Here is a 14,195-nt window from a genome sequence, read left to right on the forward strand (position 1 = left end):
GTGCATGGCCACGGGTTTTTGCATTTGCGGCTCACTTCGATGGAAAATAATGCCGGCAAGGGCACCCGGTTCCAGACGCGCCCGATGGTTTCAAGCCGTTGCCGTCAGAGGCTTCAAACGCCTGTAATCGCTGTTGAGCCGTTAAGGATATGCGGCTTCGTGTCTTGAAGTACGGGGCAGGGACACTCTATGTAGGGAGAATGAAGGTTAGAAGTGATTCCGGAGCGGCTTTCCGCGAAGGGCAGAGTTGACAAAGGACGGACATGAAAAATCCAGTTGATACCGCCATGGCTCTGGTGCCGATGGTCGTAGAGCAGACCAATCGCGGCGAACGCTCCTATGACATATTTTCCCGTCTTCTCAAGGAACGCATCATTTTCCTCACCGGTCCGGTGGAAGACCAGATGGCTTCGCTCGTCTGCGCGCAGCTGCTTTTCCTCGAGGCTGAAAACCCGAAGAAGGAAATCGCGCTTTACATCAATTCGCCAGGTGGCGTCGTAACCGCCGGCATGGCGATCTACGATACGATGCAGTTCATCCGCCCTGCGGTCTCGACGCTCTGCGTTGGCCAGGCCGCATCCATGGGTTCGCTGCTTCTGGCCGCCGGTGAAAAAGGAATGCGCTTTGCAACCCCGAACGCCCGCATCATGGTGCACCAGCCTTCCGGCGGTTTCCAGGGACAGGCATCGGACATCGAGCGTCACGCCCGTGACATCATCAAGATGAAGCGTCGCCTCAATGAAGTCTACGTGAAGCACACCGGCCGCACGCTCGAAGAGGTTGAAAAAACCCTTGATCGCGACCACTTCATGGATGCTGACGAAGCGCAGAATTGGGGTGTGATCGACAAGATCCTCACCTCGCGCCAGGAAATGGAAGGCGCCGCCGCGAATTGAGGCGCGCCGCTTTTTGACGTTTGTTTGATCCCGCAAAAGTAATTTCGGGGCTTTCAACCGCAACAGAAAGCGATATTAGTATATATTAAGGCTGTGTTGAATTTTTATGACGTGGCCTTTGGTTTGATGGGGAATTCGTTGCAGCCGGTTGTCAGCTCCTGTATCTGACACGGCTAGTACCCCGGGAAACGAGGCGGATACGGCAATGCACCCCAAGGCGAGCCGTATCTGCGGGCGGTAAGTTGACCGCGATCCGTTTGGCGGACCTGCGGCGTGCTGGAAGGAAAGAGATATGAGCAAAGTCAGCGGCAGCAACGGCGGCGACTCTAAAAATACACTCTATTGTTCATTCTGCGGCAAGAGCCAGCACGAAGTCCGGAAACTCATTGCCGGGCCGACAGTATTCATCTGCGATGAATGCGTCGAATTGTGCATGGACATCATCCGCGAGGAGAACAAGACGTCTATGGTGAAGTCTCGCGAGGGTGTTCCCACCCCGCAGGATATCATCAAGATTCTCGACGAATATGTCATCGGTCAGAAGCAGGCGAAGAAAATCCTGTCGGTGGCCGTTCACAACCATTACAAGCGCCTCGCGCACGCCTCCAAGAACGGCGATGTCGAGCTGGCGAAGTCGAACATCATGCTCGTCGGTCCGACGGGTTGCGGCAAGACCTATCTTGCCCAGACGCTCGCTCGCATCATCGACGTTCCCTTCACCATGGCGGACGCAACGACGCTGACCGAAGCCGGTTATGTCGGCGAGGACGTGGAAAACATCATCCTGAAGCTGTTGCAGGCTGCGGATTACAATGTCGAGCGCGCCCAGCGCGGCATCGTCTATATCGACGAAGTCGACAAGATTTCCCGCAAGTCGGACAATCCGTCCATCACGCGCGACGTGTCGGGCGAGGGCGTCCAGCAGGCGCTTCTGAAGATCATGGAAGGCACGGTCGCTTCCGTTCCGCCGCAGGGTGGCCGCAAGCATCCGCAGCAGGAATTCCTGCAGGTGGATACGACCAACATCCTGTTCATCTGCGGCGGTGCGTTTGCCGGCCTCGACAAGATCATCTCCGCCCGTGGTGAAAAGACCTCGATCGGCTTCGGTGCGACCGTCAAGGCGGAAGACGATCGCCGTGTGGGCGAGGTGCTGCGCGAGCTGGAGCCGGAAGATCTGGTGAAGTTCGGTCTCATCCCGGAATTCATCGGCCGTCTGCCCGTTCTGGCAACGCTGGAAGACCTTGATGAAGATGCGCTGATCCAGATCCTGTCCGAGCCGAAGAACGCGCTCGTTAAGCAGTATCAGCGCCTGTTCGAGATGGAAGATGTGGAACTGACCTTCCACGAGGACGCCCTGCGCGAGATTGCCCGCAAGGCGATCACCCGAAAGACCGGTGCCCGCGGCCTGCGTTCGATCATGGAAAAGATCCTGCTGGATACCATGTTCGAACTGCCGACTCTGGAAGGCGTTCGCGAAGTGGTTATCTCCAACGACGTCGTCAGCGGTGTCGCCCGTCCGCTCTACATCTACGCGGATCGCCAGGAAGAAAAGACCAACGTTTCGGCCTGATCGGTTCCAGAAGAATAAAGCCCCTCGCAGCAACGGCTGCGGGGGGCTTTTCTTTGTGTGATGCCTGCCCGGTATTCGAAGCATTTGCGGGGATGGCGTAAGCGCCTTTTACCTGAATAATAACTAGAAACTAAGAGGCGACGCGTCTTCGCTTTTCGTGGAGAAGCGGATATGCCCCTGAAATATCGGGTATCCTGATGAATCCTGTAACCGCAATCCTCATTCACGTGTCCGATCCCGCCGAAGGATTGCTTTGGTACGGGAAAGCGTTTCCGGAGGCGGTTGCATCGGTCAGCCTTCCCTCCGGCTTCGAGTACCTGCGGATCGGCGATATCCAGCTGGAAATCGTTCCCGCTGATCAAAAGGTTTCAAGCGGGGCGGCAGGGTCTGTCGTCTATTGGTGGACGGATGATTTCGGCCGGTCACTCGCGCATCTGCGGGACGCGGGCGCTGTTCTTTATCGCGGCCCGATGAAAATCGATCAGGAACTCTGGATGTGCCAGTTCCGTGACCCCTGGGGCAACTGTATCGGCGTTCGCGGACCCATGGCCGCGGATATGCCGTAACGCTCTTCGCCGCTTGAGGCGTCCCTGCCTTGCATCCCGACAATCAGGTGGAGGAAAGCTTCGTCTGCCATTTTGCGTTTGGAGCGGATTGCGCTTTGCTGATAAAGTCTTACAACTGATTTGCAGCGCGATGTGACGGAAATGTGAATTGCCGTCGGCGACCCGGTTCCTGATCCCTTGGGATAACCGGAAATGTCGGGAGTAATAGCCGGCGCTGGGTTTTGTTGAATTTCACGGTTCTGCCGGTGCGCGGGGCCGTCTCTTCCGGCGACTTGAAATCGGTGTTTCGAAACTCCACTTTCAGTCTCGAGAAATGAATATGCCGGACGCCCCCAAGACGTTCGGCAAAGTGTCCCGAAAGGGACCATGGAAAGGAAATGATATGACGAACATCACGTCTGCGGCATCTGGCGGTACCTATCCGGTACTTCCTCTGCGCGACATTGTCGTTTTCCCGCATATGATCGTTCCCCTGTTCGTCGGGCGGGAAAAATCCATTCGTGCGCTCGAAGAGGTCATGGGTTCGGACAAGCAGATCATGCTCGTCACCCAGATCAATGCCAGCGATGACGATCCGACGCCGGATGCCATCCACAAGGTCGGCACCGTCGCCAACGTTCTCCAGCTTCTGAAGCTGCCGGACGGTACCGTGAAGGTGCTGGTGGAAGGCAAGGGCCGCGCCCAGATCGACGAATACACCGGCCGTGAGGATTTCTACGAAGCCTCCGCGACGCCGTTGCAGGAGCCTGCGGAAGACCCGGTCGAGATCGAGGCGCTGTCGCGTTCCGTCGTTTCGGAATTCGAGAGCTATGTGAAGCTCAACAAGAAAATTTCGCCCGAGGTTGTCGGCGCTGCCGGCCAGATCGACGATTATTCGAAGCTTGCCGATACGGTCGCTTCGCACCTGTCGATCAAGATCACCGAAAAGCAGGAAATGCTGGAAACCGTCAGCGTGAAGCAGCGGCTTGAAAAGGCGCTCGGCTTCATGGAAGGCGAGATTTCTGTGCTTCAGGTCGAAAAGCGCATCCGCTCGCGCGTCAAGCGCCAGATGGAAAAGACCCAGCGCGAATATTATCTGAACGAACAGATGAAGGCGATCCAGAAGGAACTCGGCGACGGCGAAGATGGCCGTGACGAGATGGCCGAGCTGGAAGAGCGCATCGCCAAGACCAAGCTTTCCAAGGAGGCCAAGGAAAAGGCCGAGGCGGAAATGAAGAAGCTTCGCCAGATGAGCCCGATGTCCGCGGAAGCGACCGTCGTGCGCAACTATCTGGACTGGCTGTTGAGCCTGCCCTGGGGCAAGAAGTCGAAAGTCAAGACCGACCTCAACAGCGCCGAGACGATCCTCGATCAGGATCATTTCGGTCTGGACAAGGTCAAGGAACGCATCGTCGAATATCTGGCCGTGCAGGCGCGTGCTACCAAGATTCGCGGCCCTATCCTGTGCCTCGTTGGTCCTCCCGGCGTCGGCAAAACCTCGCTCGCCAAGTCGATCGCCAAGGCGACCGGCCGCGAATATGTGCGCATGGCGCTTGGTGGCGTGCGTGACGAGGCGGAAATCCGCGGTCACCGCCGCACCTATATCGGCTCCATGCCGGGCAAGATCGTCCAGTCGATGAAGAAGGCCAAGAAGGCGAACCCGCTGTTCCTGCTCGACGAAATCGACAAGATGGGCATGGATTTCCGTGGCGACCCGTCATCCGCACTGCTGGAGGTTCTCGATCCGGAACAGAACTCCACCTTCATGGATCACTACCTTGAAGTGGAATACGATCTGTCCGACGTGATGTTCGTGACCACGGCCAACACGCTGAACATTCCAGGCCCGCTGATGGACCGTATGGAAGTAATCCGCATCGCCGGTTATACGGAAGACGAGAAGCGCGAAATCGCCAAGCGTCACCTGTTGCCGAAGGCGATCAAGGAACATGCCCTGCGTCCGGAAGAGTTCTCGGTTACCGATGACGCTCTGATGATCGTCATCCAGCAGTACACCCGCGAGGCGGGCGTGCGCAGCTTCGAACGCGAGCTGATGAAGCTGGCGCGTAAGGCTGTCACCGAGATCATCAAGGGCAAGGTCAAGTCCGTTGAGGTTACCGCTGCCAACGTTCCGGATTATCTGGGCGTTCCGCGGTTCCGCCACGGTGAGGCCGAGCGCGAGGATCAGGTCGGTGTCGTCACCGGTCTTGCCTGGACGGAAGTTGGCGGTGAGCTGCTCACCATCGAAGGCGTGATGATGCCGGGCAAGGGCCGCATGACGGTTACCGGCAACCTCAAGGAAGTGATGAAGGAATCCATTTCGGCAGCGGCATCTTATGTCCGTTCGCGCGCCGTGGACTTCGGCATCGAGCCGCCGCGCTTCGACAAGAGCGACATCCACGTTCACGTTCCCGAGGGTGCGACCCCGAAGGACGGACCGTCCGCCGGTGTTGCCATGGCCACCGCCATCGTCTCCATCATGACCGGTATTCCGGTTTCGAAGGATGTGGCGATGACGGGCGAGATCACGCTGCGTGGTCGCGTGCTGCCAATCGGCGGCCTGAAGGAAAAGCTGCTTGCGGCATTGCGCGGCGGCATCAAGAAGGTGCTGATCCCGGAAGAAAACGCCAAGGATCTGGCGGAGATTCCGGACAATGTGAAGAACGAGATGGAAATCATCCCGGTTTCGCGCATGGGCGAGGTCATCGAACACGCGCTGCTTCGCAAGCCGGAGCCCATCGAGTGGGACGGCAGCATCGAGACACCCGTTATCGCGACGGTCGAAGGCGTCGACGACGGCGGTCAGACGATCGCGCATTGATACATGCATCGGCGCTGAGGCCGGAATCGGTTTTCGCAAAGCGCGATGCATAGAATCAATGTGTTAGGTATCGGAAGACAGCTGCGGTGCTTCGGCCCGCGCAAGTGATGCCAAATTGGCACGAATATGGGGAAGGCCGGCAGAAATGTCGGCCTTTTTTGTGAAAAAACCCGTAGACCCCTTGTTTTTCAGGCGATTCCAGCGCTTTTGAGTTGCTGCGCGCGGATGCGAATGTATTCTGCGCCGGCTTAATTTTAGTCGTTTCAAACCATTGAAAGGGGTGGAAACATGAACAAGAACGAGCTCGTCTCTGCTGTTGCCGAAAAGGCTGGTCTCACGAAGGCAGATGCTGCTTCCGCTGTTGATGCCGTATTCGAAACCGTACAGAACGAACTGAAGAGCGGTGGCGACATCCGCCTCGCTGGCTTCGGCAGCTTCTCCGTTAGCCGCCGTGAAGCCTCCAAGGGTCGTAACCCTTCCACGGGTGCTGAAGTCGATATCCCGGCTCGCAACGTACCGAAGTTTTCCGCAGGCAAGGGCCTGAAGGACGCTGTCAACTCGTAAGGTTTCCGGAAGGTCGTGATGCCCGGCGGCGGGCATACGGTTTTTCAGGTTCACGAGGAAGCATGTTTTGACGCGCTCACACCATCAGCAGGCATGAAGAGGGCAGCCTTTCGGAAGTCTCTTTCGGACAGGCCAGTCTCTCAGCCAGTATGGTGTGGATTGAAAGTGTCGATGCGTGGCTGTGTAGCTTCCATCCGGACACACGGCGTTTCGATACACGATGCGCATAAACACGAAAGCCCGGCCTTCATGGCCGGGCTTTTTGATTCTCCCGACAGGAAATGTCATCCCACTGTCATGTCTTTGACGCAGAAGCCATGGGGTATTTCTGGACCCAAGGGGGATTATAATGGCGTTCCGATTTTCTCATATCGCCTTGACTGCTGCGCTGCTGACATCCGCAGCTTTCCCGGCCGCTGCCGAGCCGGTTTTCAACCGCATCGCATCTTTCCCGGTGGCGAAAAACCTGCCCGCAGACAAGGACGCCAAGTCCGTCACGTCGGCTGAAATCGTCACCGCCAGCGAAGATGGCAAGACGCTGATCTATTCGGACAGCCCGCTTGGTGGCATCGGCTTCATCGACATCACCGATGCCAAGGCCCCGAAGGCTGGCGGTGCGCTGCTGCTTGAAGGCGAGCCTACTTCGGTCGCCGTTGCTGGCCTCAAGGTTCTCGCCGGCGTCAACACGTCGGAAAGCTTCGTCAAGCCGTCAGGCAAGCTGGTAACGGTCGATATCGCCACCAAGAAGATCGAGGCAAGCTGTGATCTCGGCGGCCAGCCCGATTCGGTTGCCGTCTCTCCGGACAAGACCTTTGCCGCCATCGCAATCGAGAACGAGCGCGACGAAGAGGTGAACGAAGGCGCCGTGCCGCAGATGCCCGCCGGTTATCTGGTAACGGTTGGCCTGAAGAATGGCGTTGCCGATTGTGCGACGCTGAAGAAGATCGAGCTCACCGGTCTGGCCGAAATCGCCCCGGAAGATCCGGAGCCGGAATTTGTTTCGATCAACGCCAATGGCGAAATCGCGCTCACGCTGCAGGAAAACAACCATATCGTTATCATCGACGGCAAGACCGGCACGGTGAAGACGCATTTCTCCGCCGGCACGGTTGACCTCGAAGGCATCGACACGAAGTCGGACGGCCAGCTGAAGTTCACCGACAAGCAGGAAGGCCGCAAGCGCGAGCCGGACGCCGTGAAGTGGCTGGACAATGACCGTATCGTCATCGCCAATGAAGGTGACTGGCAGGGCGGATCGCGCGGCTTCACCATCTTCGACAAGACCGGCAAGCTTCTCTATGAAGCTGGCGCTTCGCTCGAGCACGCGGTTGCGGCCATCGGCCACTATCCGGAAAAGCGCTCCAAGGCCAAGGGCATCGAGCCGGAAGGTCTGGAAGCGGCAACATTCGGCGATCAGAAATATTTCTTCGTGCTTGCCGAGCGCGCCTCCGTCGTCGCTGTCTACAAGGACACCGGCAAGGAGCCGGAACTGACGCAGCTCCTGCCGTCGGGCGTTTCACCGGAAGGCGCAGTCGCCATTCCGTCGCGTAATCTTCTTGTTACGGCGAACGAGGTGGATCTGGTCGAAGACGGCGGTGTTCGCTCGCATGTCATGATCTATGAGCGCGCTGAAGGCGAAGCAGCCTATCCGCAGCTGGTTTCCGCAACTGTCGACGGTGCACCGATCGGCTGGGGCGCTCTTTCGGGCCTGGTCGGCGATGCCGAGAAGCCCGGCATTCTTTATGCCGTTTCCGACTCGGTTTATGGCAACCAGCCGTCGATCTACACCATCGACGCAACGAAGAAGCCCGCCACCATCACCAGCGTGCTGCGCATCAAGCGTGACGGCATCGCTGCCCAGAAACTCGATATCGAAGGTATCACGCTGGACGGCAAGGGCGGCTTCTGGCTGGCCTCGGAAGGCGACAGCGCCAAGCTCGTCCCGCACGCGCTCTACAACGTCAATGCCAAGGGTGAAATCAAGGCTGAGATCGCCCTGCCGAAGGAACTGCTTGCCGGCGACACCCGCTTCGGTTTCGAAGGCGTGACCATGATCGGCAAGGGCGACGACGCGACGCTGTGGATGGCTGTGCAGCGCGAATGGGGTACGGACGAGAAGGGCTTCGTCAAGCTCGTCTCCTATAATCCGAAGTCCAAGGAATGGGGCGCCGTGCGTTACCCGCTCGACAAGACCGAGGCAGGCTGGATCGGCCTTTCTGAAATCACTGCCCAGGGCGAATATGTCTATATCGTCGAGCGTGACAACCAGATCGGCGACAAGGCCAAGATCAAGAAGCTCTACCGCGTGGCGATCGCAGATCTGAAGCCGGGCAAGATCGGTGGCGAGCTGCCGCTGGTGGCCAAGCAGGAAGCGCATGACTTTCTGCCTGACCTGAAGGCCCAGACCAATGGTTACGTCGTCGACAAGCTCGAAGGCTTCACCTTCGACAAGGCCGGAACGGCCTATGCCGTGACCGACAATGACGGCGTGGACGATTCTTCCGGTGAGACGCTGTTCTTCAAGGTTGATATGAAGGCAATCAACTGATCGTACCGATTGGCTTCGCAAATGAGAAAAGCCGGGCACAGCCCGGCTTTTTTTGTCGCTGAAGGCCCCCGGTGCGGCGGCGCGGTTTGCACGGCGTGTCGCAGCGCAGGCCGTCAAGGCTGGCATTGTCGCGTCGGGGATGGCTCAGAGAGAGACTTGTCGGGGGCTATTGGGGGGAAAAGCTGCGGACCGATGATAAAGGATCACCGCCCCATGGAGTTCTTGCTTTTCGGAGTATCGCTTTTTTCCGAGTCCTGCTGGACCCAACGGAAGAAAATATAAACAGGCAGCGCAATAAGCGCGAGTGTTACAAACGCGTCGATCATGGTTTCATCCATTATTTCTACCGTTCATCATGAAACGGCTCGAAAACAATGCCCGAAATCTGTTTAAAAAGTCTGAATCTGCTTATTTTTCGGTATGTTGCGGGGTGATACAGGGACTGGGAGAAGCTGTCGGAAACTGAAACAGGAGTACCGATTTGGCATGGGAAAAATCGCAAGACGATTCCATCCGCCTGAAACGCAGCCCCGACATCCATTGATGAGTGGGGCAGGGGGCGATTCCCTCTGCGAAGAATTTACGGAAAATAGAAATCGCATCCGATTGACATTCGGCTTCAAGCTCAAAAATTCTATAGGCTTGGAAATGGTGGGCGATGAGAGACTCGAACTCCCGACATCCTCGGTGTAAACGAGGCGCTCTACCAACTGAGCTAATCGCCCTTCGCGTGTCTCGGATCATGTCCGCCGCGTCGGTGGCCGTGATGTATTCGGATCGGAAAAAAACCGCAAGGGCTTTTGTGAAGTTTTTTTGTTTTTTTTGCCGACAGCTTTTCCCTTCATCGAAGGTTGGCGGCGAAAAGCCGGGAACTGCGGGCTTTCCGGTAAAAACGAATCCGCAAGCGACCTTGAGAGACAGGCGGAAATCTTGCCTGAGACGCCCATGGCTGTGGACAAGTTTTTTGTTTTCGTTGGGAAAAGCCTGCAGAACAGGGCATTTGCGCCAGCGCCCGTCATAGGCCTCTCAGTTTTTCCCGATCAAAATGCAGAAGCTTATTCTTTTGTCGTGAAACCTGCTTGACACCCCCGCACGAACGCCGTAGTTAGCCGCTCAACGAACAGCCGAGGCTGGTTCGTACGGCGGGACAAGGTCCTGTCCGTCAGGAGATGCGGGTGTAGCTCAGTTGGTTAGAGTGCCGGCCTGTCACGCCGGAGGTCGCGGGTTCGAGCCCCGTCACTCGCGCCATCCTGTTCCTCGGAAATAAACGCAGATGAATATCTGCGATGCGCGGGTGTAGCTCAGTCGGTTAGAGTGCCGGCCTGTCACGCCGGAGGTCGCGGGTTCGAGCCCCGTCACTCGCGCCATTTCTCTTCCTGAAATGACTCCCAGAAAAAGCCATCCGAAGCGCCAGCCAGGCGCGTTTGCATGGGCGATTTCACCGCCTGATTCCGCTCCGCGCAAGCACGATTTTTCCTGCCTTTTTCACTCAAGTTTCGATTTCTGAAAATCGTCACTTCGGTGCCTTTTTGACGTAAAATTCGTGTGACTTTTTTGCGGTTGCGTCCTTCAATCGATTATTATTGTATTTGAGGGGCTTAGGTCGGAATTGTGGCCCAAATTTGCGTCAATTCGGGCAATATTGTTGCCAATCAATGCGGCAGGTGTCTTGAAATGGTGCCTAAACTCTTGCAGAGAGGGCGCGGCTGCGCTAACCACTTTGGCGTTGCAACATATTTGTGCGCCTTGAGACTTATCAGTCGCAAAGGCAGGTCCGGCACCCGGCCGGGCAAGGAAGAGACCATGACTGAACTCCTCAGTTCCTACATTCCGATCGCAATATTCATCGGTATCGCTCTTGTCATTGGCCTGGCGCTTCTCATTGCGCCGTTTGCTGTCGCTTACAAGGCGCCGGACCCGGAAAAGCTTTCCGCTTTCGAGTGCGGTTTCAATGCCTTCGACGACGCCCGCATGAAGTTTGATATCCGCTTTTACCTGGTGTCGATCCTCTTCATCATCTTCGATCTGGAAGTGGCCTTCCTGTTCCCGTGGGCGGTGTCCTTCGGTGACATGGGCTGGTTCGGTTTCTGGTCGATGATGGTGTTTCTTGGCGTCCTCACCATCGGCTTTATCTATGAGTGGAAGAAGGGAGCGCTGGAATGGGCATGAGCCAGAACAACAGCACGCTCGTTGCGCCGCAGCCGAAGGGGATCATCGATCCCTCGACCGGCAAGCCTGTTGGCAGCAACGATGCCTACTTCACGGAAATCAATGACGAGCTGGCCGACAAGGGCTTCCTCGTCACCTCGACCGACGAGCTGATCACCTGGGCGCGTACCGGCTCCCTGATGTGGATGCAGTTCGGTCTCGCCTGCTGCGCCGTTGAAGGCCTGATGCAGGCTTCCGGTCCGCGTTATGACATGGAGCGCTTCGGTGTCGCCCCGCGCGCTTCGCCGCGCCAGTCTGACGTGATGATCGTTGCCGGCACGCTGACCAACAAGATGGCGCCGGCGCTGCGCAAGGTCTATGACCAGATGCCTGAGCCGCGTTACGTCATTTCCATGGGCTCCTGCGCCAATGGCGGCGGTTATTACCACTATTCCTACGCCGTGGTGCGCGGTTGCGACCGTGTCGTGCCGGTGGATATTTACGTTCCGGGCTGTCCCCCCACGGCGGAAGCGCTGCTTTACGGCGTTCTTCTGCTGCAGAAGAAGATCCGGCGTACCGGTACGATCGAGCGCTAAGGGCAAAGGACGGATAGATAATGAGCGAAGCTCTCAACGATCTTGCTGCTTACGTTAAGGAAGCGCGCGGTTCTCTCGTGGTATCTGCCGATATCGCCTATGGCGAGCTGACGCTGAACACGACAACTGAAAGCGTGATTGCGCTTTTGACCTTCCTGCGCGACGATGTGCAGTGCGGTTTCGTCAACATCATCGATATTTGCGGCGTTGACTGGCCGCAGCGCGAAAAGCGTTTCGATGTCGTCTACCATCTTCTGTCGCCGCGCCAGAATCTGCGCGTGCGCATCAAGCTGCAAGTGGCGGAAGACGAGGGCGTTCCTTCATCGACCTCCGTCTACATGGGCGCGGAATGGTTCGAGCGCGAAGCCTGGGATATGTATGGCATTCCTTTCGAGGGCCATAAGGACCTGCGCCGCATCCTCACGGATTACGGTTTTGAAGGCCATCCGCTGCGCAAGGATTTTCCGGTTACCGGCTTTGTGGAAGTGCGTTACGATGACGTTCTGAAGCGGGTTCTTTATGAACCGGTCGAACTGAAGCAGGAATTCCGTAACTTCGACTTCCTTTCCCCTTGGGAAGGAACCGAATATGTTCTCCCGGGTGACGAAAAGGCCAAGCAATGAGCCAAGCCCCCGCGACAGAGCATGGACAATGTCTTTGCGGCGCCGTTGGCTTTAATGCCGGCATTGGCGCCCGCGAATTCGGCGTTTGCCATTGCTCCATGTGCCGCCGCTGGTCCGGCGGTGCGTTCATGGCTGTCGAATGCACCGGCGTTTCCTTTGAAAACGAAGAACACCTTGGCGTCTTTTCCTCCTCGGAATGGGGCGAGCGTTGCTTCTGCACGAATTGCGGCAGCACCTTGATGTGGCGTTCCAAGGATGGCCAACATCTGGCCGTGTCGCTACAGGCTTTCGACAACCCTTCCAGTTTCACGTTCGCGTCGCAGATTTTCACGGATGAAAAGCCTTCGAGCTATTCTTTCGCAGAAACCACGCAGAACATGACCGGCCCCGAATTCATCGCCATGATCACCTCGGCGGAGCACTAGAATGACTGAGCATAACGTCCGCAATTTCACGATCAACTTCGGTCCGGAACACCCGTCCGCGCACGGTGTGCTGCGTCTGGTTCTGGAACTGGACGGCGAAATCGTCGAGCGCGTCGATCCGCATATCGGTCTTCTGCATCGCGGCACCGAAAAGCTGATCGAGACCAAGACCTATTTGCAGGCAGTTCCCTATTTCGACCGTCTCGACTACGTCGCGCCGATGAACCAGGAACACGCTTTCGCGCTCGCCGTCGAAAAGCTGCTCGGCCTTGAAATCCCCATGCGCGGCCAGCTGATCCGCGTGCTTTATTCGGAAATCGGCCGCATCCTGTCGCACATCATGAACGTCACGACGCAGGCCATGGACGTTGGTGCCATGACGCCCCCGGTCTGGGGTTTCGAAGAGCGCGAAAAGCTGATGGTGTTCTATGAGCGCGCCTGTGGCGCCCGCATGCACTCGGCTTACGTTCGTCCGGGCGGCGTGCATCAGGACCTGCCGCCGGAGCTGGTGGACGATATCGGCAAGTGGTGCGATCCGTTCCTCACCGTTCTCGACAATATCGAAGGCCTGTTGACCGACAACCGCATCTACAAGCAGCGTAACGTCGATATCGGCGTCGTCTCGCTTGAAGACGCCTTTGCCTGGGGTTTCACAGGCGTGATGGTGCGTGGCTCGGGCGCTGCCTGGGATTTGCGTCGTTCGCAGCCTTACGAGTGCTATTCCGATCTGGAATTCGACATTCCCGTCGGCAAGAACGGCGACTGCTATGATCGCTACCTGATCCGCATGCAGGAAATGCGCGAATCGGTAAAGATCATGAAGCAGTGCGTTGATCTTCTGTCCGGCAAGCATCGCATCGGCCCGGTCTCCTCGCTTGACGGCAAGGTGGTTCCGCCCAAGCGCGGCGAGATGAAGCGGTCGATGGAAGCTTTGATCCACCACTTCAAGCTTTACACCGAAGGTTACCACGTTCCCGCCGGCGAAGTTTACGCCGCCGTCGAAGCGCCGAAGGGCGAGTTCGGCGTCTATGTGGTCGCCGATGGCTCTAACAAGCCTTACCGCTGCAAGATCCGCGCTCCGGGTTATGCGCATCTGCAGGCGATGGATTTCCTGTGCAAGGGCCATCAGCTTGCTGACGTTACAGCCGTGCTCGGCTCCCTCGACATCGTGTTCGGGGAGGTCGACCGCTGATGCGTCTGCCGCTGGCCATATTGGCTCTTCTTGCTGCGATGTCTGCCCCCGTTCTCGCCCAGACGGCGACGGATGAGGGCGGCGTGTCGCTGTCAAGCGGCGGCGGTTCAACCATCAAGCAGCTTCTGTCGTCGGGATACGAGATCAAGGCCTCGGTTCCGAATGGCAGCAAGTTCATTGTGTTCATGCAAAAAGACAAGGCGGCTTACGCCTGCGAATTCGTCACGGTGGCGAGATCGCGTTGTGAGACGTTAAACTGAAAAGGCG

At 57.4% G+C, this 14,195-nt stretch carries 14 protein-coding genes and 3 tRNA genes; 14 read left to right on the forward strand and 3 right to left on the reverse strand.

The genetic code is table 11. The annotated features are described in order from the left end of the window. Window positions 1-263 precede the first annotated feature (263 nt). The 6 genes from clpP to EXN68_RS03285 all read left to right on the forward strand — a co-directional run bounded on the left by clpP (window position 264) and on the right by EXN68_RS03285 (window position 8,944). Complete coding sequence (gene clpP, locus EXN68_RS03255; protein ID WP_046800320.1) at window positions 264-896, forward strand: ATP-dependent Clp endopeptidase proteolytic subunit ClpP; 633 nt, start codon at window positions 264-266, stop codon at window positions 894-896. A gap of 292 nt (window positions 897-1,188) precedes the next feature. Continuing rightward, a complete protein-coding gene (gene clpX / locus EXN68_RS03260) occupies window positions 1,189-2,466 on the forward strand; it encodes an ATP-dependent Clp protease ATP-binding subunit ClpX (protein ID WP_003521528.1) in 1,278 nt (425 codons plus the stop codon). 197 nt (window positions 2,467-2,663) lie between these two features. After that, a complete protein-coding gene (locus EXN68_RS03265) occupies window positions 2,664-3,032 on the forward strand; it encodes a VOC family protein (RefSeq protein ID WP_142839603.1) in 369 nt (122 codons plus the stop codon). 382 nt (window positions 3,033-3,414) lie between these two features. Next, on the forward strand, window positions 3,415-5,832 hold the full coding sequence (gene lon, locus EXN68_RS03275) for an endopeptidase La (protein WP_142839604.1): 2,418 nt from the start codon (window positions 3,415-3,417) through the stop codon (window positions 5,830-5,832). 288 nt (window positions 5,833-6,120) lie between these two features. Next, entirely contained in the window at window positions 6,121-6,396 is a 276-nt protein-coding gene (gene hupB / locus EXN68_RS03280) for a DNA-binding protein HupB (protein ID WP_003496481.1), read from the forward strand. Window positions 6,397-6,745: 349 nt separating this feature from the next. Further along, window positions 6,746-8,944, forward strand: coding sequence for an esterase-like activity of phytase family protein (locus tag EXN68_RS03285; protein ID WP_142839605.1), 2,199 nt, complete (start codon window positions 6,746-6,748; stop codon window positions 8,942-8,944). Window positions 8,945-9,147: 203 nt separating this feature from the next. Here EXN68_RS03285 and EXN68_RS28060 read toward each other — a convergent pair whose 3' ends face one another. The 3 genes from EXN68_RS28060 to EXN68_RS27575 form a co-directional block, all read right to left on the reverse strand. Next, window positions 9,148-9,282: a hypothetical protein gene (locus EXN68_RS28060; RefSeq protein WP_271044297.1), complete on the reverse strand. Its 135-nt coding sequence runs from the start codon at window positions 9,280-9,282 to the stop codon at window positions 9,148-9,150. A 311-nt stretch (window positions 9,283-9,593) separates the two neighbouring features. Continuing rightward, window positions 9,594-9,669, reverse strand: a tRNA-Val gene (locus EXN68_RS03295). Window positions 9,670-9,684: 15 nt separating this feature from the next. Beyond that, a complete protein-coding gene (locus EXN68_RS27575; RefSeq protein ID WP_193559494.1) occupies window positions 9,685-9,963 on the reverse strand; it encodes a hypothetical protein in 279 nt (92 codons plus the stop codon). 152 nt (window positions 9,964-10,115) lie between these two features. Between EXN68_RS27575 and EXN68_RS03300 the strand changes: the two genes are divergently transcribed. The 8 genes from EXN68_RS03300 to EXN68_RS03335 all read left to right on the forward strand — a co-directional run bounded on the left by EXN68_RS03300 (window position 10,116) and on the right by EXN68_RS03335 (window position 14,188). Continuing rightward, window positions 10,116-10,192, forward strand: a tRNA-Asp gene (locus tag EXN68_RS03300). Window positions 10,193-10,234: 42 nt separating this feature from the next. Continuing rightward, window positions 10,235-10,311: transfer RNA gene (locus tag EXN68_RS03305), tRNA-Asp, on the forward strand. A 436-nt stretch (window positions 10,312-10,747) separates the two neighbouring features. Continuing rightward, window positions 10,748-11,113, forward strand: a complete 366-nt coding sequence (locus tag EXN68_RS03310) for an NADH-quinone oxidoreductase subunit A (protein WP_046800315.1) — start codon at window positions 10,748-10,750, stop codon at window positions 11,111-11,113. After that, window positions 11,104-11,688 carry a NuoB/complex I 20 kDa subunit family protein gene (locus EXN68_RS03315; protein ID WP_003496467.1) on the forward strand — a complete coding sequence of 195 codons (585 nt, stop codon included), beginning with the start codon at window positions 11,104-11,106 and terminating at the stop codon, window positions 11,686-11,688. Before EXN68_RS03310 ends, EXN68_RS03315 begins: the two co-directional genes overlap by 10 nt. 20 nt (window positions 11,689-11,708) lie before the next feature. Further along, window positions 11,709-12,311: an NADH-quinone oxidoreductase subunit C gene (locus EXN68_RS03320; RefSeq protein WP_046800314.1), complete on the forward strand. Its 603-nt coding sequence runs from the start codon at window positions 11,709-11,711 to the stop codon at window positions 12,309-12,311. Then, the gene (locus EXN68_RS03325) at window positions 12,308-12,736 is read left to right on the forward strand and encodes a GFA family protein (RefSeq protein ID WP_142839607.1); all 429 of its coding nucleotides are present in this window, start codon (window positions 12,308-12,310) and stop codon (window positions 12,734-12,736) included. The genes EXN68_RS03320 and EXN68_RS03325 overlap by 4 nt, the downstream gene beginning before the upstream one ends. Before the next feature lies 1 nt (window position 12,737). Beyond that, window positions 12,738-13,928, forward strand: coding sequence for an NADH-quinone oxidoreductase subunit D (locus EXN68_RS03330; protein WP_020012326.1), 1,191 nt, complete (start codon window positions 12,738-12,740; stop codon window positions 13,926-13,928). Next, a complete protein-coding gene (locus EXN68_RS03335) occupies window positions 13,928-14,188 on the forward strand; it encodes a hypothetical protein (RefSeq protein ID WP_020012327.1) in 261 nt (86 codons plus the stop codon). Before EXN68_RS03330 ends, EXN68_RS03335 begins: the two co-directional genes overlap by 1 nt. Window positions 14,189-14,195: the final 7 nt, after the last annotated feature.

This window comes from Martinezella rhizogenes, from assembly GCF_007002745.1.
GTDB classification, from domain to species: domain Bacteria; phylum Pseudomonadota; class Alphaproteobacteria; order Rhizobiales; family Rhizobiaceae; genus Agrobacterium; species Agrobacterium cucumeris.

Coding starts and splice junctions, on each gene's coding strand:
- EXN68_RS03265 (WP_142839603.1), top strand. CDS start 2,664: ATGAATCCTGTAACCGCAATCCTCATTCACGTGTCCGATCCCGCCGAA.
- EXN68_RS03315 (WP_003496467.1), top strand. CDS start 11,104: ATGGGCATGAGCCAGAACAACAGCACGCTCGTTGCGCCGCAGCCGAAG.
- EXN68_RS27575 (WP_193559494.1), bottom strand. CDS start 9,963: ATGACGGGCGCTGGCGCAAATGCCCTGTTCTGCAGGCTTTTCCCAACG.
- clpP (WP_046800320.1), top strand. CDS start 264: ATGAAAAATCCAGTTGATACCGCCATGGCTCTGGTGCCGATGGTCGTA.
- EXN68_RS03320 (WP_046800314.1), top strand. CDS start 11,709: ATGAGCGAAGCTCTCAACGATCTTGCTGCTTACGTTAAGGAAGCGCGC.
- EXN68_RS03325 (WP_142839607.1), top strand. CDS start 12,308: ATGAGCCAAGCCCCCGCGACAGAGCATGGACAATGTCTTTGCGGCGCC.
- clpX (WP_003521528.1), top strand. CDS start 1,189: ATGAGCAAAGTCAGCGGCAGCAACGGCGGCGACTCTAAAAATACACTC.
- EXN68_RS03310 (WP_046800315.1), top strand. CDS start 10,748: ATGACTGAACTCCTCAGTTCCTACATTCCGATCGCAATATTCATCGGT.
- EXN68_RS03330 (WP_020012326.1), top strand. CDS start 12,738: ATGACTGAGCATAACGTCCGCAATTTCACGATCAACTTCGGTCCGGAA.
- EXN68_RS03285 (WP_142839605.1), top strand. CDS start 6,746: ATGGCGTTCCGATTTTCTCATATCGCCTTGACTGCTGCGCTGCTGACA.
- EXN68_RS03335 (WP_020012327.1), top strand. CDS start 13,928: ATGCGTCTGCCGCTGGCCATATTGGCTCTTCTTGCTGCGATGTCTGCC.
- lon (WP_142839604.1), top strand. CDS start 3,415: ATGACGAACATCACGTCTGCGGCATCTGGCGGTACCTATCCGGTACTT.
- EXN68_RS28060 (WP_271044297.1), bottom strand. CDS start 9,282: ATGGATGAAACCATGATCGACGCGTTTGTAACACTCGCGCTTATTGCG.
- hupB (WP_003496481.1), top strand. CDS start 6,121: ATGAACAAGAACGAGCTCGTCTCTGCTGTTGCCGAAAAGGCTGGTCTC.